The organism is Burkholderia pyrrocinia, from assembly GCF_001028665.1.
Taxonomy (GTDB): Bacteria; Pseudomonadota; Gammaproteobacteria; order Burkholderiales; family Burkholderiaceae; genus Burkholderia; species Burkholderia pyrrocinia.
In genome coordinates this window covers 818,579-835,860 of record NZ_CP011503.1, presented here as the reverse complement: position 1 = coordinate 835,860, position 17,282 = coordinate 818,579, and the positions used below count along the sequence as shown (strand labels likewise).

Sequence of the window (17,282 nt, the reverse complement as noted above, 5' to 3'; positions counted from 1 at the left end):
TCAGGCGCGCCGTTCGAAGTCAGATTTTATCAAACGGGGGCGCCGGAACGCCCGGCTGGCCGGGTGGTTCAGGCGCGAGCGCCGCGCGCAACGTGGTCCAGTGCAGCTGCGCATCGGCGGCCGCGCGCAGCACCGCTTGCAGTACGTCGAGCACGACCGGTTCGCCGCGCGCGTCACGTGCCGCGTGACCGTCGTGCACGAGCAGGATGTCGCGCGCTTCGAGTCCGTGCAGCAGGCGGCGCGTGACGGTCGCGGCATCGTGCGTGCGCGTGTCGAAGCCGCGCCGCGTCCAGCTCGCAAGCTGCAGGCCGAGTTCGCACAACACCGGCTCGAGAAACGGATTGCGCAGGCCGGCCGGCGCGCGGAAGAACTGCGGGCGCGTGCCGGCGATCTCGGTCAGCGTCTGCTGCGCGGCCGCGATCTCGCGCCGCAGCGCGGCGGGCCCCGACAGCGAGAACGTATGCCGGTGCCGCTGGCTGTGGTTCTCGACCGCGTGACCGCGCGCGACGATCGCCTCGATCCACCGCGGATGACGGCGCGCGAGATCGCCGATGCAGAAGAACGTCGCGCGCGCGTCGTAACGGTCGAGCAGGTCGAGTACGCGCGGCGTGACATCCGGGTCCGGGCCGTCGTCGATCGTCAGCGCGATCCGGCGGCCGGCGCCGGCCGGCAGGCGTATCCAGTTCGGGCCGAGCAGCGTGCTGCGCGGCCACAGGCCGGCGGCCGTCAGCGCGAGATGCGATGCGACCACGCCGCCGACGGCCCACGGCCACGCGGCCGGCTGCGCGACGACGGCGGCGGCAGCGCCCGCGTGAAGCACGGCCGTGCCCGCGATCAGCGGCGTCGGCTTCCAGCGGCGCACGCCGGATTGGCCGGCCTGGCGCGGCGGAACGGACGACGGCGCGTTCATGACGGGCTCCGTTGACGACGATCGCCGGCCGCCGCGGCGCGCGGCGCGAGTATCGCTGCGAACGCGAGCGCGAGCATCGCGCCGGGGCCGACGGTCAGCCCGAAGGTTTCGAGCAGCGGCACGCGCGACAGCGCCAGCAGCCCGAAGCCGGCGACCGTCGCGAGGTTCGCGACCAGCAGCGACACGAGCGTGTACGGCGTGACGGGCTGCGCATCGTCGCGCTTGCAGAAGAACAGTGCGTAGTTCGAGCCGACCGCGACGATCAGCAGCATGCCGACGAGGTGCAGGATCGTCAGTTGCACGCCAGCGAGCGCGAAGCCGGCCGTCACGACCAGCACGGCTGCGACGAGCGGCGCGAGCGCGCGCACGGCACGGCGCGGCGAACGCAGCGCGATCAGCAGCAGCACGGCAATCGCCGCGAAACCCGCGAGCGACAGCCGGATGTCCTCGTGCACGTAGCTCACGTACAGGCGATCGGCTTCGGCCTTCATGTCGACGAACAGCGCATCGGGCACGCCCGCTTGCGCGACGGCCGCGCGTATCGGCGTTGCGTCGAGCCCTTGCGCCGATTGCGCCGCGCGTGCGGCGTCCGGCGCGCGCAGCGACAGCATCGCGCTCCAGCGGCCGTCGCGTTCGGTCAGCAGCGCGTTGACCGCGAGCGCCATCGACGTGTCGCGCAAGTCCGCGCGCGTCAGCAGCGGCGCGTGGCGTGCGGCTTCGACATTGGCGATGAATGGTGCGAACAGGTCGGGCTTCACCGCGATCGGCTGGTTCGCGACGGCGTCGCGCATCCGTGCGGCGAGCACATCCGCATCCGGCAGGCTCGCCTGGCGCGCGCGCTGCGTGGCGTCGCTCGGCAGGTAGCGCGCGGGGCTTTCGAAACCTGCGAGCGCGCCGCGGTCGACGAGCGGCTGCAACTGCGCGGCGACCTTTTCGGCGCCTTCGAGCGCGGCCTGCTCGGTCGGCGCGGAAATCACGACGAGGTAGCGCACGTCGGGCGCGCCGACATCGGCGCGCAGCCGCGCGTCGAGCGCCTGCGCGTGCGCCGGCACCGGGCTGAGCGCGGCGAGCTCGCGGCTCCACAGGCCGTCGCGATGCAGCGCGAGCGTCGCGCACGCGGCGACCACGAGCACCGCGAGCGGCCAGCGCAGCCGCGGCGCGGCGTCGGCCGCACGTGCGAGCACGGCGCCGACGCGCGACACGTCGCGGATCGCGACATGCTCGCCGCGCAGGTGCGGCAGCACGAAGCGCGTGACGAGCGCGGCGGCCGTCAGCCCGACGATCGAATACAGCCCGAGCTGCACGAGGCCCGGGAATCCGGAGAACAGCATCGACGCGAACCCGCACACGGACGTCAGCACGCCGAGCCGGATCGTCGGCCAGTACGCGGCGAGCCATGCGCGCGTCGCGTCGGCCGGGCGCGACGCGCCGCGCGTGCCGGCCTGCGCCGATTGCACGAACAGGTAGATCGAATAGTCGACGGCTTCGCCGATCAGCGTCGTGCCGAAGCCGAGCGTCAGCCCGTGGACCGTTCCGGAAACGACGCTGACCGCCGCGATCCCGGCCGCAACGCCGGTCAGCACCGGCAGCAACCCGAGCGCGAGCGTGCGCGGCGAGCGGTATAGCGTCAGCAGCAGCGCGACGATCAGCACGACGCTTGCCGTCGACAGCCGCTCGACGTCATGGCGAATCGTGTCGCGCATGTCGACCGAGAACACGCCGGGGCCCGTCATCGCGAGCGTGCTCGCGGCCGCGTTCGGCACGGCCTGCGTCGCGGCGGCGAATGCGCGGCGCACCGTGTCGATCGCGCGTGCCTGCGCGTCGGTATCGGAGCCGGCGGCGGCGGTCTGCACGACGAGCACCGCGCGCGTGCCGTCGCGCGACGCCCACACGCCGTCGCGGCTCGCCGGTTGCGCCGCGCTGTCGAGCTGGTCGACGAGCGCGGCGACTTCGCCGGTCGGGTCGCGCGGCAGCATCGCCTTGGCCATGAGGCCGGCCGACGAGCTCAGCAGGTCGAGGCTGTCGCCGAGCGCCTGGTGCAGGCCGTCGGCGCTGAAGCGCTGCGGCGTGACGGCCGGGCTCAGCAGGTAGCGGTGATCGAAGATGAACTGCCGGTCGCGCGCGTCGTTCGCCGCTTCGCCGTTGTGAACCGCCGCGAACTGCGGATCGGTGCGCAGCGTGCCGGCGATACGCCGCGACAGCGCGGCGCGCGTGCCTGCATCGCCGCCGTCGATCGCGACGAGGATCAGCCGCGACACGATGCCGTCGCGCAACTGGTCGACGAGCACGCGCTGCCCGGCGCTCGGCGAGCTTGGCAGGAACGCGGACAGGTCGGCCGTGAAGTGCGCGCGGCCGATCGCGATGCCGCACGCGACGAGCGCGAGCAGCCACACGAGCACCGCGCGCTGCCGCAACGCGTGCAGGCGGTGGCTGACGGGCGAGGGCCGGATGCGTTCGTCCATCAGTTCGGGGTCGCCGGAACGGGTTGCAGGCGCATCACCGAATGGTCGCCGTCGGCCTGCCGGATCGCGACGCTGCGCAACACGTCGCGCGTGCCGTCGAGCGTGATCGTGCTGACGACCTTCAGCATCCGCGAATCGAGCGGCGTGAGGGTCAGCGTCCAGTCGTCGCCGCGCCCGGCGAGTGCGACCTTGTAGATCTGCTCGAGCACGAAGCGGTTGCCGGCGAGCGTCGCGCGGATGCTGTCGATGAACGCGCCGAGTTCCGGATAGCGCGCGAGCGCGAGCGTGTACTTGCGGTTGTTGCGCTCGACGGTGAGCATGTCGCCGTCGACGACGAGGTGCTCGGGTTTCGGGCTCAGCGTGTGCTTTTCCAGGTGATCGGGCGCGACGAACACGAGTTCGCCGGACGATTCGACCGGCTGCGTGGCGATCGACAGGTACTTCGTCTCGGTGAACGTCGCACGCCCCGACTTGTGCTGCGCGAGCGTCGACATCAGCCGGTCGAGGTTCCAGGCGGAACCCGTGTCGGCCGCTTGCGCGGGCGCGGCCAGCGCGATCGCGGCGGCGGTTGCGGTTGCGGCGGCAGCGAGCGTACGGACGGTACGACCAAGCGCGGGCGCAAACGGGAGCAGGAAGCGGCGAACGGCGGTCATGCGTCGGAATCCCTCGTGGCGGGCAGGTCGGCAGCGGCATGTGCAGCGTCGCGGCGCGCGGTGGCCGCGGCGTCGCCGACTTGCCAGAAATCGAAATAGTTGAACCAGTTGTACGGCGCCGCGCGGCAGTACTTGTCGAGCAACGCGACGTAGCGCGCGAGTGCCGCGTCGACAGCCGCCGCGCGTGCGTCGCGCCGCACGTCGGAGAAATCGGCGAGCGTCTCGAAGTGCACGTCGTAGCGGTTGCCGTCGCGATAGAGGCCCGTCATGAAGATCACCGGGCGTCGCAGCATCGCGGCCATGTAGAGCGGTCCGAGCGGGAACGCGGCCGGTGCGCCGAGCAGCGGCAGCCGCCGCAGCGACGTAGCCGCATCGTCGAGCAGCGTGCGGTCGGCGAGCATGCCGATCATGCAGTTCGCGTCGAGGCGCTCGCGCACCTTCAGCATCGAGTCGACCTGCCCGAGCGGGATCACTTCCGGCTTCGCGGCCGGATTCACCGCGGCGAGCGTCGCGTTGATCTTGCGCGCGTTCTTTTCGTACATCGTGACGACGACGCGCAGGTCCGGGTGCGTGCGGCCGATCGCGCGCACGACCTCGAAGCTGCCGAGGTGCGCGCCCATCAGGAACGCGCCGCGTCCGCCCGCGAGCGCATCGTCGACGAGCGTTTCGCCGTGCAGCCGGATGTCGAACAGGTCGAAGCGCCCGTTCATCAGGTAGACGCGGTCGTGGATCGTCGCCGCGAACGTGAACACGTGCCGGTACACGTCGCGCCAGCGCGCGGGGCGGCCGAGCACGCGGTGCAGGTAGTCACGCGACGCCGCGCAGGCGGCCGGCGAGAACAGCACGAAATACGTCGCGATCAGGTGCAGCACGATGCGCGCACGCTGCCGGCCGAAGCGCAGCGAGATCCACGTCATCGTGCGCAGCAATCCCGCGTTGCTGCGCTCCTGGCGTTCGGCCCACGCGGTGCGCTTCATGGTTGTGCACCGTCCGGCGCGGCCGGCGGCGCGGACAGCACGCCGGTCGCGACATCGCGCGACCCGGCGCGCAGCGTGAAGCGGATCGCGCCGCTGGCTGCAGCGTCGAACGCGAGATCGAGCGGTTCGCCCGGTGCGACCGGGCTGAGGAATTTCGCGGAACCGAGCCGCCACGCGTGCAGCGGGCGGTTCAGCGCCGCGCCGATCGCATGGATCGCGTGATCGAGCAGCACGACGCCCGGCACGACCGGATGGCCGGGAAAGTGGCCGGGCAGCGCCGGATGGTCGGCGGGAATCGTGAACGCGAGCGCGGGTGTGCCGGCCGCGTCGCGGGTGGGCATCGGTGCAGTCGCGGCACGTGCGTGTCGTGCAACGAGCGCGGCCAGCACGTCGCGCGGCAGCTTGCCCGTTTCGTTGCGCGGCAGCGCATCGACGAACACGAGCGGGCGGGGCATGAATGCAGGATCGATCCGCTCGCGCAGCGCGCGCTGCAGGTCGGCGGCCGCGAGCGTCGGCGCGACGACGAGCGCGACGAGGCGCGTGACCGGTTCGAGGCTCGCGTCGCCGTGCGCCGGCGCGGTTTCGTCGGGCATGAAGAACACGCCGTCGACCACCTCCGGAATCGCGTTGAGCTGATGGTTCAGGTACGCGAGCGACGTGCGCTTGCCGGCGATGTTGACGAGGTCCGCCTTGCGGCCGTGCAGCAGGAAGCGGCCGTCGCCGAGCAGTTCGAGCGCATCGCCCATCGGCACGGGCGCCTCGACGTGCCCGCCCGATACCCACACGGTCGGCCCGCCGTCGTCGCCCGCGCCGTCGCTTGCCGGTTCGTCGCGCGCGTCGAGCCGGATGCCCGGGAACAGCGCCCACGCCGCGCCCTGCGACGTGCGGCGGGTCGCGATCTGGCCGGTCTCGGTGCTGCCGTAGATCTCGACGAGCGGTGCGTCGAGCGCGCCCTCGGCTTCGCATGCGAGCTTCTCCGACAGCGGCGCGGTGGCCGACAGCACGAGCGCCGCGCGCGGCAGCGCGTGGCCGGCCGACAGCAGCGCGCGCAGGTGGATCGGCGACGTGACGAGCACGCGCGGCTGCGGGATCGAATCGAGTTCGTCGCGAATGTCGACCGGGTAGAACGGCTGGCGGTTGCTGAACGCGAGGCCGCCGATCAGCGCGAGCAGCACCGTCGACTCGAAGCCGTACATGTGCTGCGCGGGCACCGTGCCGATCAGCGTGGCCGCGCGGCCGTCGAGCAGCCCGAGGCGGTCGGCCGCCGCGCGCACGCAGCCGACCAGGAAGCCCCAGGTCTTGCGGTGCGGCACCGGCGCGCCGGTCGAGCCGGACGTGAACACATACGCCATGATCCGCGCCGCATCGATCTGCGGCACCGCGAACGGCGCATCGTTCGCGAGGTCGCCGGGGGCGGCGTCGGGATACGCGAAGCGCGGCAGGTCGATCGCGCAGTCGGGCGCGTCGTGCAGGCAGAACGCGTCGGGCGCGAACGACGCGAGCTGGCGAACCATTTCCGGCGTGTGCGTCGACGGCAGCAGGCTGACCTTGCCGGCGACGAGCGCCGCGCACAGGCTGACCGCGAAGCGGTAGCGGTCGCGGCACACGTTGAACACGTGGCCGCCGGCGGGCAGTGCCGCCGCGACGCGCGCGACGTCGGCGACGAACGCGCGCACGGTGACGGGCGCACCGTCGCGCCAGGCGATCGTCTGGTCCGGCGAGGAATGGAATACCAGCGGGTAAGTCGGCATAAATCGGTAAAAACGGGAGCGAAGGCCGGCGCGGTCGCGCACCGGCCGTGATTTCATCGTGACGCCTGCGACGCGTGGGTTGTCGCACGATACGCGCGCACCGCGTCGACCATCCGCGACCGCGGCTCGTGCGGCAGCGCGAAGCGCCGGCACGCATGCTCGGCGGCGAACATCACGGCGACGAGCGGCAGCGACAGGTAGTTCGCGAACGTCGACCACGCGACGATCGGCGCGGTCGCGAACAGCAGCGTCGACACGGCGGCGATCGCGACGAAGAACAGTGTCCACGCGAGCGTGATCTGCCGCGTATAGCGTGCGACGGCCGGCGTGACGGTGCCGCGGATCATCGCCGCGAAGCGCGTGCACAGCGGCACCTCGCCGGCCGCGAGCGTGCGGCCGAACAGCAGCGCCATCGCGACGTTGAAGCTCGCGTGTTCCAGATACAGGCCCCATTCGAAGTGCTGCGCGAGCGGCGCGCGCGCGGCCCACAGCGCGGCGGCGGCCAGCAGCCATGCCGGCACGAACCATGCGCGATGCGGCGAGCGCAGGGCCACGCCGAGCGCGAGCAGCAGCGGCGGCACGAGCGCCATCGCGAGGCCGAAGCCGTGCGCGCCGGGCGTCGCGACCGCGTAGTGCGCGCCGGCCTGGTAGGCCGCCACGGCGCCGACCGCAGCGACGCCGCGCACGACGGGCAGCAGCCGGCTCATCGGCGGCCTCCGGGCGCACGGCGCGCGCATCCGCGTCCGGCCGCAGCTGCGGTGCAGCGACTGACGGGCGGACGAACCGGAACGGAGCGGAAGGACGGATGCGGCATGACTGGAGACATCGGGCGGAGCGTAGCCGGACGCGGTGGTCGGGCGGTCAAACATCATATGAATGGCGGCCGGGACGCGGGTCCGGGCCGGTGGTCGGGCACGCTCATTTTAGGGCCGCGGTACGGCGTGTTCGGGGCGGGCGCGTGCGGGTTTTGTAACCGATTGTATGGCACCGGACGAACGGTTTCGCGGGGTCGGCCCATTTCCATCCAAAGCGGCTCAAGCGTCTCGTGCGTTCGCGTCCCGAAACGGGCCGCGGCGCCGGCTCGCCAGTCTGTAACCATTCCCGGTATACGACCCGATACCCATCGTCTAGAATCCGCGTAACTTTTGCAAACGATCCCCAAATAACGCAGGCGGGGAAGCCGGCAGACGCCGGAGGGACGGAGATTTGCACGCACCGGGCGTGCACGACGGTTGCCGTTTCCGGGCGCCTCCCGCTGCCATGGGCCGCCTGCCCGCACGCATGATGAACGCACTGGAACAAGAGCTCGCCACGCTGATCATCGGCGAACTGAATCTCGAAGACGTCCCGCTCGAAACAGTGACGGACGAGACCCCGCTGTATGGCGAAGGTTTCGGGCTCGACTCCATCGACATCCTGGAAATCGCGCTGCTGATCTCGAAGAAATACGGCTTCGAACTGCGCTCGGACAATCCGGATAACCAGAAGATCTTTGCGACGCTCGGCGCGCTGGCCGCGTACGTCGCCGCGCATCGCACGAAGTGACGGCGTCGCGCACGGGCGCGGCGCGCAGGTGAAGACGGCACGCGGCGGCGATCGGCAGACGATGCGCCGCCGCGTCGATCAAGGTGGAACGCGATGAACGGAGCAATTCGATGCGGGCGCTCGTGACGGGCGGCAGCGGCGCACTCGGGCAGGCGATCTGCACGGCGCTCGCGCAGGCCGGCCATGAAGTGTGGGTCCATGCGAACCGCCATCTCGCGCAGGCGGAGGCCGTCGCGCAGCAGATCGTCGCGGCCGGCGGCACCGCGCGCGCGATCGCGTTCGACGTGACCGACGCCGATGCGACGCTCGCCGCGCTGGCGCCGCTCGCCGACGAGTCGCCGGTGCAGATTCTCGTCAACAACGCGGGCATCCACGACGACGCGCCGATGGCCGGCATGTCGCGCCAGCAGTGGCACAGCGTGATCGACGTGACGCTCAACGGTTTTTTCAACGTCACGCAGCCGCTGCTGCTGCCGATGATCCGCACGCGGCGCGGGCGGATCGTCAACATCGCGTCGGTGGCCGGCGTGACCGGCAATCGCGGACAGGTCAATTACGCGGCCGCGAAGGCGGGGCTGATCGGCGCGACGAAATCGTTGTCGCTGGAGCTCGCGTCGCGCGGCATCACCGTGAACGCGGTCGCGCCCGGCATCATCGAATCGCCGATGGCCGAACAGGCGTTTCCCGCCGAACGGATCAAGCAGCTCGTGCCCGCGCAGCGCGCGGGCCGGCCCGACGAAGTCGCGGCGATGGTCGCGTATCTGGTGTCCGACGCCGCGGCCTATGTGACGGGGCAGGTGATGTCCGTCAACGGCGGGCTCGCATGACGAAACGCGCGGCGTCGGCCTGACGTCGCGCAACGCAATGCTGGCCGCGATGTCGCGCGGCCTGCGCCGCATAGTGAGGAAATCGAAGTGTCCGTGCATCCAGTCGACGCCGAACGGCGTCCGTGTTCCCTGTCGTCAGCTCCCGCGCCCGTCGCGCGCGGGCAGGCGGCGGCCGGATCGGACGCATTGCGATCGGGCGCGCCGCTCGCGCACGGCGGCGACCGCGCTCTGCGGCTCGTCCAGATGAGTCATGCGCGGCTCGCCGCGTCGCTGCACGATGCGCGCATGCGTGGCGCAGGATTCGACCGTGCGTTTCCGGGCGCGTTGGGCGCGGTGTGTATCGGCGCGGCCGGGTTGCAGCGCGAATCGTATGCAGAATCGCAGGCTGAGTCGCACGCCGATGCGGCAGCGCGGATGCTGACCGATGCCGCGCCCGATCTGCCGGTTGCGCCGGTGCAGATGGCGCTGCTCGGTGCCGGCGTCGCAGCGGACGAGGCCGTCTGCGAAATCTGGCAATGCAATGCTCGCGACCTGCGCAGCGAACGGCGGGGCGGGCTGCACTATCGCTACAGCGAAGCGGCGGGGCTCGTGTTCGGCAGCATCGTCGTGCAGGAAAAGCCCGGCGCGCAGCGCGACGGCGGCACGCCGCTCGAGCGCGCGACGCACGATGCATACCGCGCGCTGTTCGACGTGCTCGATACGCTCGGCATGCCGCATCCGCTGCGCATCTGGAACACCGTGCCGGCGATCAATGCCGTGCAGTTCGGGATCGAACGCTATCGTCAGTTCAATATCGGCCGCCAGCACGCCTTCGACGCGTGCCGCCGCGCACTGACGGGCGGCGTGCCGGCCGCGTGCGCGCTCGGTTCGGTCGTGCCGGTCGCGGGCGACGCGTCGCCGGACGCGCCGCTCGCGATCCATTTCCTCGCGAGCCGCACGCCGGCCGATCCGGTCGAGAACCCGCGCCAGGTCAGCGCGTATCACTACCCGGCGCAGTACGGCCCGCGTGCGCCGACGTTCGCGCGCGCAGCCGCCTGGGCGGATCGCGACGCCGCGCCGGTGCTGTTCGTATCGGGCACCGCGAGCATCGTCGGGCACCGCACCGTGCATCACGGCGACGTCGTCGCGCAAACGCGCGAGACGGTCGCGAACCTCGCGGCCGTGCTCGAGCAGGCCGCGCGGCAGGGGCATGGCCCGTTCTCGCTCGCCGACCTGAGCTATCGCGTCTACGTGCGCGATGCCGGCGATGCCGCGGCGCTTGCCGGGATCGATCGTGTGCTGCGCGATGCGGCCGGCCCCGGCGTGCGGCCGCTGTTCGTCCATGCGGACGTATGCCGCGACGACCTGCTGGTCGAGATCGAAGCCAGCGCGGGGCACGCAGTGGAGTGGCTGTCATGAAGCGGGAGAACCTCACGATCCGGCAACCTGCGGGTGTCGACGAAGCCTGCCGCCAGTCGTCGGCAAGTCATAAACTTTTGTCAGGATCCCCGTCTTCGCATTCGGCCGTTCCCATGTCCAAGCTGCACGCCTCGTCCACCCATCTTGTGCTGATTCCGAGCTACAACCCGGGCGCCAAGGTCGACACGACCGTGCGCAATGCCCGCGCGCAGTGGAATCCGGTATGGGTCGTCGTCGACGGCAGCACCGACGGCAGCGCCGAGCGGCTGCAGGCGATGGCCGAGGACGATCCCGGGTTGCGCGTGATCGTGCTGCCGGAGAACCGCGGCAAGGGCGCCGCGGTGCTCGCGGGGCTCGACGCGGCTGCCGCGAGCGGCTTCACTCACGTGTTGACGATGGATTCCGACGGCCAGCATCCGGCCGACCTGATTCCTGCTTTCATGGCCGCGTCGCAGGCCGCGCCCGATGCGATGGTGCTCGGCGTGCCGAAGTTCGACGCGAGTGCGCCGCAGTTGCGCGTGCAGGGGCGCCGGCTGTCGAACGCATGGGCCGACCTCGAGACGTTGTGGGCCGGGATCGGCGATTCGCTGTACGGCTTTCGCGTGTATCCGGTCGCGCCGCTCGCCGCGATCATGCGGCGCCAGCCGTGGATGCGCGGCTTCGACTTCGATCCGGAAGCGGCCGTGCGGCTGTGCTGGGCCGGCGTGCGTCCGATCCGCATCGACGCGCCGGTGCGCTATTTCGGCCGGCACGAGGGCGGCGTGTCGCATTTCCACTACGGCCGCGACAACGCGCTGCTTGCATGGATGCACCTGCGGCTTTTCATCGGTTTCGCGGTGCGGCTGCCGATGCTGGTCGCGCGGCGGCTGACGCGCCGCCGCGACCAGACGGCCTGAGCGGCGCGCCCGTTTTCCATCCCGATCGTCGCCCGCTCGCGGGCGATTGCTCCTGTTTTGATCGTCAATTCCGCCGAAAATCGCCGCTTCGCACCAATCCTATGAGTAATTAAGGTGTCATAGGATGTAAACATCTGGTAATTTTCTGCCGGATTATGCAAAATCGCCGCTCCCAAATACAACTATCGAGGGATCCGGGATGCAACTCAAGAAAGCGGTGGCAGCGTGTGGCGTGGCGTTTCTGTTGAGCGCGTGCGGCGGGGTACAGAGCCTCGACGCGAACAGCCTGACGTCGGCGGGGACGAACCTGTTCAAGGCAGCGACGCTGTCGGATGCAGACATCGCCGCGCTGTCGAACGACTCGTGCAAGTCCAGCGACGCCGAATCGAAGATCGCGCCGGCGAACAGCGCGTATTCGAAGCGCCTGACGAAGGTGATGAAGGGCTTCGGCGACATGACGCTGAACGGCCAGAAGATCAACTACAAGGTCTACATGACCAAGGACGTCAACGCGTGGGCGATGGGCAACGGCTGCGTGCGCGTGTACAGCGGCCTGATGGACATGATGAACGACGACGAGCTGCGCGGCGTGATCGGCCATGAAATGGGCCACGTCGCACTGGGTCACTCGAAGAAGGCGATGCAGACGGCGTACGCGGTGAGCGCGGCGCGCAGCGCGGCCGGCGCGGCATCGCCGGGCGTGGCGGCGCTGTCGAGCTCGCAGCTCGGCGACATCACCGAGAAGTTCATCAACGCGCAGTTCTCGCAGACGCAGGAAAGCGCGGCGGACGACTACTCGTTCGACCTGATGAAGCAGAAGGGCATGACCCAGAAGGGCCTCGTCACCGGATTCCAGAAGCTCGCGAAGCTCGATGGCGGCCAGAGCTCGATGATGAGCTCGCACCCGTCGTCGGCGAGCCGTGCGCAGCACATCGAGGATCGCATCGCGAAGGGCAACTGATCGCGCAGCCGATCGCCGGCCAGCGCCGGCGATCGGCAGGCGAAAAGAAAAACCCCACGCTCTTCCGGGCGTGGGGTTTTGTTTTTTTGGGTGCGTGCCGCTTACGGCACCATCCCCGGCAGCACGTACGCCTGCACGAGCGTGATCAACCCGACGATCACCGCGAACAGCAGGCTGTGCCGCACCGTGAAGCGGAACAGCTCTGACTCCTTGCCGACGAGGCCTGTCGCCGCGCACGCGACCGCGATCGACTGCGGCGAGATCATCTTCGCGGTCACGCCGCCCGTCGTGTTCGCGGCGACCGCGAGCGTCTCGGGCACGCCGAGCTGATGGGCCGTGGCCTGCTGCAGCGAGCAGAACAGGGCGTTCGACGACGTGTCCGAGCCGGTCAGGAACACGCCGAGCCAGCCGAGGAACGGCGAGAAGAACGGGAACGCGGCGCCGGTCGCGGCCAGCATCAGCGCGAGCGTCGACGACATCCCCGAGTAGTTCGCGACGAACGCGAATGCAAGCACGAGGCCGATCGACAGGATCGGGCGCGTCAGCTCCTTCAGCGTCTCGCCGAACGTGACGAGCGCGTCGCGCGGCTTCATCCGCAACAGCGCCATCGAGATCAGCGCGGTCACGAGGATCGCGCTGCCCACCGCCGACACGAGATCGATCTTCAGCACGGCGTCGAGCGCCTTCGGCGTCGCGGCGATCGGCGCGGTCTTCACGACGAGCTGGTCGAGCCCGGCCACGTGAAACTTCAGCACGGTCGACGCGAGCGCACCGTGCGCGGCGAACAGCGCCTTGAACGGCGCGATGCTCCACACGGTGACGACGGCCGTCAGGATCAGGAACGGCGACCACGCGCGCACGGTCTGCACGAGTGTGTACGGCGACGCCTGCCGGCTCGTGCCCGTGCCGAAGCCGCCCGCGCCGAACCCGGCCAGCGCCGCGCCGCCGCCGGACGCGACGAGGCCGCCGGCCGGCTGCTGCGCGGTGCGCGGCTGCCACACTTTCAGGAACGCCGCGAGCGCGACGAGGCTGACGAGCGACGACGTGATGTCCGGCAGCTCGGGCCCGATGTGGTTCGACGTGAAGTACTGCGTGACCGCGAAGCTGCCGCCCGCGACGAGCGCGGCCGGCCAGGTCTGCCGCACGCCGCGCAGCCCGTCCATCATGAACACGAGCCAGAACGGCACCGCGAGCGACAGCAGCGGCAGCTGGCGGCCGGCCATCGCGCCGATGTGGAACGGGTCGATGCCCGTCACCTGCCCGGCGACGATGATCGGGATGCCCATCGCGCCGAACGCGACCGGCGCGGTGTTCGCGATCAGGCACAGCCCGGCCGCGTGAAGCGGCTTGAAACCGAGGCCGACGAGCAGCGCGGCCGTGATCGCGACGGGCGCGCCGAAGCCGGCCGCGCCTTCGAGGAACGCGCCGAACGAGAAGCCGATCAGCAGCATCTGCAGGCGCTGGTCGTCGGTGATCGACAGCACGGACGCGCGGATGACGTCGAACTGGCCGGTCTTCACGACGATCTTGTACAGGAACACGGCCGCGACGATGATCCACGCGATCGGCCACAGGCCGTATGCGAAGCCGAAGGCGGCCGCCGCGAGCGCCTGCGGCACGGGCATTCCGTACGCGAGGATCGCGACGCCGAGCGACAGCAGCAGCGTGACCGTGGCCGCGACATGGCCCTTCATCCGCAGCGCGGCCAGCGCGACGAAAAAGAAGATGATCGGGATCGCGGCGACGAACGCCGACAGCCCGAGGCTGCCGAGCGGGGTGTAGATCTGATGCCAAACCTGCATGGGTGTCTCCTCCATCTGTGTCTGTATCTCTATGGGTACTGGCGGGAAAGCCGGGGGTGCTATTCGGGCTGGCCGCGTGCGCGCAGCAGGTCGGACAGGCTGCGCGGCGCCGGTTCGAGCGGCGTGCGGTGTTGCGTCCAGCCCATCTGTTTCGCGGGCGTCAGCGCGCGCAGGCGCGTTGCGGTCCAGCGGAACGCGCGGTACGCGCGCGGATGCGCGAACGCGCCGGACCAGAAGCGCCACACGAGGTCTTCCGCGCGGTTGTAGTTCGCGCCCTGGCCGCGCAGCGGATGCGCGACGGGTTCGTCGGGTTTGCGGTTCGCCTCGGTGCGCAGCCGCACGAGCAGTTGCGGGATCGGGATCCGGACCGGGCACACCTCGCCGCATGCGCCGCACAGCGTCGACGCGGTCGGCAGGTCGGCCGTCGCGTCGAGGCCGAGCAGGTGCGGCGAGATGATCTTGCCGATCGGCCCCGGGTAGGTCGTCCCGTAGGCGTGGCCGCCGATGCGCGTATAGACGGGGCAGTGGTTCATGCACGCGCCGCAGCGGATGCACTGCAGCGTCGTTCGCAGTTGTTCGTCCGCGTAGGCCTGCGTGCGGCCGTTGTCGAGCAGCACGAGATGCAGTTCGCGCGGGCCGTCGCGTTCGCCGGCGCGGCGCGGGCCCGAGATCAGGTTGAAGTAGGTTGTGATCGCCTGGCCGGTGGCCGAGCGCGTGAGCAGGCTCGACAGCGGCACGATGTGCTCGAGCTTCTCGACGACCTTCTCGATCCCCATGATCGCGATGTGCGTGTCGGGCACGGTCGTCGACAGGCGGCCGTTGCCTTCGTTCTCGACGAGCCATAGCGTGCCCGTGTCGGCCGCCGCGAAGTTCACGCCCGACAGGCCGATCTCCGCGTCGGCGAACGCGCGGCGCAGCGCGCGCCGGCCGGTCTGGATCAGCTCGTCGACGTCCTCCGTGTAGCGCGTGCCTGGGATGTGTTTCTCGAACAACCCGGCGATGTCGCCGCGCGTCTTGTGGATCGCCGGCATCACGATATGCGACGGCTTCTCGCCCGCAAGCTGCACGATGAATTCGCCCATGTCGGACTCGATGCAGTCGACGCCGTGATCCGCGAGGTAATGGTTCAGCTCGATTTCCTCGCTCGCCATCGACTTGCCCTTGATCACGCGACGCGCCTTCTTCGCCTGCGCGATGCCGAGCACGATCGCGTTCGCGTCGGCGGCCGTTTCGGCCCAGTGCACGTGCACGCCGGCTTCGACGAGCTTCGCCTCGAGCCGTTCGAGCAGCGCGGGCAACTGCGCGAGCGCGTGCTGGCGCACGGCTTCGCCGAGATCGCGCAACTGCTGCAGCTCGGCATCGTCGGGGAATTGCGTCGCGCGCTTGCCCTGCAGGAAATCCATCGCGCCGCGAAAGCTCTGGCGCAGTGCGGGATCGTCGAGCGCGGCGCGCGCGCGGGCCTTGAAGTCGCCGGGGGCAACGAATTGCAGCGTGTGGTCGCTCATCGCGGCAGCTCCTCGCAAGCGGTTGCGGCCGGCCGGGTGGCCATGGCATTGGCAGCCGGATCGGTGACGATCACGACCCACAGGCGGCGCGGGCCATGCGCGCCATAGGCGAGTGTCTGCTGGATGTCGGACGTCTTCGACGGCCCCGACACCAGCACGAGATTGGTCGGCATGCCGGCGTGCCATCGCTCCGCATGCACGGCCGCGTGCAGGTCTATATGGAGCGTGTTCGCGTGGACGAGCGCGACATGCAGCGGCGGCACCAGCGACACCGTGCGCGGCGTACCGGCATCGGGTGCGAGCACGACGGTGCCGGTTGCCGCGATGCCCGAGCGTGCGACGGTGAAGCCCGCGTCGATCGTGTCGAACAGTTCGGTCTTCCACGCATCGATCGGCCGGTCGAACGGCACGGGTGCGACCGCGTCGGGCAGTGCGCGGGCGAGCGCCGCGGATTCGGCGCGGGCCGGGTCGAGCAGCAGGCGGCGCACGCCGGCGTCGGCGAGGCGCGCGGCAAGCTGAGCGGGCCATTCGTCGTCGGTCGCGCACCAGACCTCCGCGTGCGATGCGGCGAGCGCGGTCTGCATCGCCTGTGCGAGTGTGTGCGGATCGTGCGCGGCCGATGCGCGGCGCGTGTCGTAATGCGTGTCGATGCGCGCGTCGAGCGCGGGGGCGGCCGTCGCGGCGACGCCCGGGGCGGCGGCGCGCAGGCGCGCGAGAATCGCGGCGCGCACGCTCATCGCTTGTCTCCGCGCAGCGACGCGGCGCCGGCCGTGCGCCGCCACAGGAAGCTCGCGAGATGTTCGACGGGCAGCGGCGCGCCGGCCTTGGTCGCAGCGTGGCCGATGTTCAGCAGGCAGCCGCAGTCCGCGGACACGAGCCGGTCGCAGCCGGTCGCGCAGGCCGACGCGACCTTGTCGCGCACCATCGCGCCGGAGATGTCGGGATGCTTCAACGAGAACGTGCCGCCGAAGCCGCAGCATTCGGATTCGCGTTCGTGTTCGATCCGCGTCACGCCCGGCAGCGCGTCGACGAGCGCGACGCCGTGCACGCGCGTGCCCATCTCGCGGCGCGCCGCGCACGACGTGTGCAGCACGACGCGCTCGTCGGGCCCGGCATTTGCCGCGGCCGCGTCGAGTTGCACGTCGAGCACATGGACGAGGAATTCGGCGAGTTCGTAGGTTCGGTCCGCGATCGCGCGCGCCTTCGGGCCGTGGACGGGATCGTCGGCGAACAGCGCCGGCCAATGGTGCCGGATCATGCCCGCGCACGAGCCGGACGGCACGATCACGGGCCACGGTTCGGCGAACAGGTCGAGCTGCGCGGCCGCGACGCGGCGCGCTTCGTCGGGATTGCCGCTGCTGTAGGCCGGCTGCCCGCAGCAGCTCTGGCCACGCGGATAGTGGACGGTCAGGCCTTCGCGCTCCAGCAGGAGGACCGCGTCGAGCCCCGCTTCGGGGACGAACAGGTCGACCAGGCAGGTCGCGAACAGATAGACGTGCGCGGGGGCGGCGGCGGGGTACTGCCTTTCGTTCATGTCTCGCTCCAGTGGCGACGGCCCGGCATGCGGATGCGGGACGACGATTTCGCTGCATAAT

General features: G+C 70.5%; 15 protein-coding genes. 5 read left to right on the top strand and 10 right to left on the bottom strand.

The window, feature by feature from the left end; all coding sequences use genetic code 11:
- Positions 1 to 19: 19 nt before the first annotated feature.
- From ABD05_RS03860 to ABD05_RS03835, 6 genes are read right to left on the bottom strand one after another with little or no spacing between them, the layout of a single operon-like run.
- A complete protein-coding gene (locus tag ABD05_RS03860) occupies positions 20 to 910 on the bottom strand; it encodes a polysaccharide deacetylase family protein (protein WP_047899028.1) in 891 nt (296 codons plus the stop codon).
- A complete protein-coding gene (locus ABD05_RS03855; RefSeq protein WP_047899027.1) occupies positions 907 to 3,372 on the bottom strand; it encodes an MMPL family transporter in 2,466 nt (821 codons plus the stop codon). The genes ABD05_RS03860 and ABD05_RS03855 overlap by 4 nt, the downstream gene beginning before the upstream one ends.
- On the bottom strand, positions 3,372 to 4,025 hold the full coding sequence (locus ABD05_RS03850; protein ID WP_047899026.1) for an outer membrane lipoprotein carrier protein LolA: 654 nt from the start codon (positions 4,023 to 4,025) through the stop codon (positions 3,372 to 3,374). The genes ABD05_RS03855 and ABD05_RS03850 overlap by 1 nt, the downstream gene beginning before the upstream one ends.
- A complete protein-coding gene (locus ABD05_RS03845; RefSeq protein ID WP_047899025.1) occupies positions 4,022 to 5,002 on the bottom strand; it encodes an LpxL/LpxP family acyltransferase in 981 nt (326 codons plus the stop codon). The genes ABD05_RS03850 and ABD05_RS03845 overlap by 4 nt, the downstream gene beginning before the upstream one ends.
- Positions 4,999 to 6,753: an acyl-CoA synthetase family protein gene (locus ABD05_RS03840; RefSeq protein WP_047899024.1), complete on the bottom strand. Its 1,755-nt coding sequence runs from the start codon at positions 6,751 to 6,753 to the stop codon at positions 4,999 to 5,001. The genes ABD05_RS03845 and ABD05_RS03840 overlap by 4 nt, the downstream gene beginning before the upstream one ends.
- A 53-nt stretch (positions 6,754 to 6,806) precedes the next feature.
- A complete protein-coding gene (locus ABD05_RS03835) occupies positions 6,807 to 7,460 on the bottom strand; it encodes a COG4648 family protein (RefSeq protein WP_047899023.1) in 654 nt (217 codons plus the stop codon).
- Between the two features lie 553 nt (positions 7,461 to 8,013).
- Between ABD05_RS03835 and ABD05_RS03830 the strand changes: the two genes are divergently transcribed.
- The 5 genes from ABD05_RS03830 (at position 8,014) to loiP (ending at position 12,380) form a co-directional block, all read left to right on the top strand.
- Complete coding sequence (locus ABD05_RS03830; RefSeq protein ID WP_082146036.1) at positions 8,014 to 8,298, top strand: phosphopantetheine-binding protein; 285 nt, start codon at positions 8,014 to 8,016, stop codon at positions 8,296 to 8,298.
- A 110-nt stretch (positions 8,299 to 8,408) separates the two neighbouring features.
- Positions 8,409 to 9,125 (top strand): 3-oxoacyl-ACP reductase FabG, encoded by a 717-nt coding sequence (fabG, locus tag ABD05_RS03825; protein WP_047901066.1) that lies wholly within the window; start codon positions 8,409 to 8,411, stop codon positions 9,123 to 9,125.
- Positions 9,126 to 9,212: 87 nt separating this feature from the next.
- Positions 9,213 to 10,523 (top strand): chorismate transformation FkbO/Hyg5 family protein, encoded by a 1,311-nt coding sequence (locus tag ABD05_RS03820; RefSeq protein WP_047899022.1) that lies wholly within the window; start codon positions 9,213 to 9,215, stop codon positions 10,521 to 10,523.
- A 113-nt stretch (positions 10,524 to 10,636) separates the two neighbouring features.
- Positions 10,637 to 11,419 carry a glycosyltransferase family 2 protein gene (locus tag ABD05_RS03815; protein ID WP_047899021.1) on the top strand — a complete coding sequence of 261 codons (783 nt, stop codon included), beginning with the start codon at positions 10,637 to 10,639 and terminating at the stop codon, positions 11,417 to 11,419.
- A gap of 199 nt (positions 11,420 to 11,618) precedes the next feature.
- Positions 11,619 to 12,380, top strand: a complete 762-nt coding sequence (loiP, locus tag ABD05_RS03810; protein ID WP_047899020.1) for a metalloprotease LoiP — start codon at positions 11,619 to 11,621, stop codon at positions 12,378 to 12,380.
- Positions 12,381 to 12,481: 101 nt separating this feature from the next.
- Here the strand turns inward: loiP and ABD05_RS03805 are convergent, their stop codons facing one another.
- From ABD05_RS03805 to ABD05_RS03790, 4 genes are read right to left on the bottom strand one after another with little or no spacing between them, the layout of a single operon-like run.
- On the bottom strand, positions 12,482 to 14,182 hold the full coding sequence (locus ABD05_RS03805; RefSeq protein WP_047901065.1) for a lactate permease LctP family transporter: 1,701 nt from the start codon (positions 14,180 to 14,182) through the stop codon (positions 12,482 to 12,484).
- Positions 14,183 to 14,241: 59 nt separating this feature from the next.
- Positions 14,242 to 15,687 carry a LutB/LldF family L-lactate oxidation iron-sulfur protein gene (locus ABD05_RS03800; RefSeq protein WP_047899019.1) on the bottom strand — a complete coding sequence of 482 codons (1,446 nt, stop codon included), beginning with the start codon at positions 15,685 to 15,687 and terminating at the stop codon, positions 14,242 to 14,244.
- Complete coding sequence (locus ABD05_RS03795; RefSeq protein WP_047901064.1) at positions 15,684 to 16,424, bottom strand: LutC/YkgG family protein; 741 nt, start codon at positions 16,422 to 16,424, stop codon at positions 15,684 to 15,686. The genes ABD05_RS03800 and ABD05_RS03795 overlap by 4 nt, the downstream gene beginning before the upstream one ends.
- Positions 16,421 to 17,221, bottom strand: coding sequence for a (Fe-S)-binding protein (locus tag ABD05_RS03790; protein WP_047899018.1), 801 nt, complete (start codon positions 17,219 to 17,221; stop codon positions 16,421 to 16,423). The genes ABD05_RS03795 and ABD05_RS03790 overlap by 4 nt, the downstream gene beginning before the upstream one ends.
- Positions 17,222 to 17,282 lie beyond the last annotated feature (61 nt).

Excerpts from the sequence above, each read along its gene's own strand:
- ABD05_RS03855 (WP_047899027.1), bottom strand. The coding sequence starts at position 3,372 with ATGGACGAACGCATCCGGCCCTCGCCCGTCAGCCACCGCCTGCACGCG.
- ABD05_RS03850 (WP_047899026.1), bottom strand. The coding sequence starts at position 4,025 with ATGACCGCCGTTCGCCGCTTCCTGCTCCCGTTTGCGCCCGCGCTTGGT.
- ABD05_RS03845 (WP_047899025.1), bottom strand. The coding sequence starts at position 5,002 with ATGAAGCGCACCGCGTGGGCCGAACGCCAGGAGCGCAGCAACGCGGGA.
- ABD05_RS03790 (WP_047899018.1), bottom strand. The coding sequence starts at position 17,221 with ATGAACGAAAGGCAGTACCCCGCCGCCGCCCCCGCGCACGTCTATCTG.
- ABD05_RS03805 (WP_047901065.1), bottom strand. The coding sequence starts at position 14,182 with ATGCAGGTTTGGCATCAGATCTACACCCCGCTCGGCAGCCTCGGGCTG.
- ABD05_RS03860 (WP_047899028.1), bottom strand. The coding sequence starts at position 910 with ATGAACGCGCCGTCGTCCGTTCCGCCGCGCCAGGCCGGCCAATCCGGC.
- ABD05_RS03800 (WP_047899019.1), bottom strand. The coding sequence starts at position 15,687 with ATGAGCGACCACACGCTGCAATTCGTTGCCCCCGGCGACTTCAAGGCC.
- ABD05_RS03835 (WP_047899023.1), bottom strand. The coding sequence starts at position 7,460 with ATGAGCCGGCTGCTGCCCGTCGTGCGCGGCGTCGCTGCGGTCGGCGCC.
- ABD05_RS03795 (WP_047901064.1), bottom strand. The coding sequence starts at position 16,424 with ATGAGCGTGCGCGCCGCGATTCTCGCGCGCCTGCGCGCCGCCGCCCCG.
- ABD05_RS03830 (WP_082146036.1), top strand. The coding sequence starts at position 8,014 with ATGGGCCGCCTGCCCGCACGCATGATGAACGCACTGGAACAAGAGCTC.
- fabG (WP_047901066.1), top strand. The coding sequence starts at position 8,409 with ATGCGGGCGCTCGTGACGGGCGGCAGCGGCGCACTCGGGCAGGCGATC.
- ABD05_RS03840 (WP_047899024.1), bottom strand. The coding sequence starts at position 6,753 with ATGCCGACTTACCCGCTGGTATTCCATTCCTCGCCGGACCAGACGATC.
- ABD05_RS03815 (WP_047899021.1), top strand. The coding sequence starts at position 10,637 with ATGTCCAAGCTGCACGCCTCGTCCACCCATCTTGTGCTGATTCCGAGC.
- loiP (WP_047899020.1), top strand. The coding sequence starts at position 11,619 with ATGCAACTCAAGAAAGCGGTGGCAGCGTGTGGCGTGGCGTTTCTGTTG.